The 224-nt window shown below is 36.2% G+C and carries 1 pseudogene; it reads right to left on the reverse strand.

The features are described 5' to 3' along the window. Window positions 1-224: pseudogene (locus E2O22_RS07895) on the reverse strand (flagellin); the annotation flags it as partial.

Consider the following 224-nt stretch of genomic DNA (forward strand, 5'->3'; position numbering starts at 1 on the left):
GCACTTATTCCAAAAGCAGCCGAAAATGCAGTTACAAAAGCTACATTATTTTCATATATTTGAGAATAATTTTTTCCACTACCTATAGAAAATCCTGAACCTTCGCTCATACCATTACCTTGTGCAGCCATAAAAGCAGAAACAGAAGAAGCTCCGGTAATTATCATCTTACCACCACCTTTATAGGCATTAAAACCCATAGCATCAGCTACATGAGTATCAAT

The organism is Campylobacter lari, assembly GCF_004357905.1.
GTDB lineage: Bacteria > Campylobacterota > Campylobacteria > Campylobacterales > Campylobacteraceae > Campylobacter_D > Campylobacter_D lari_D.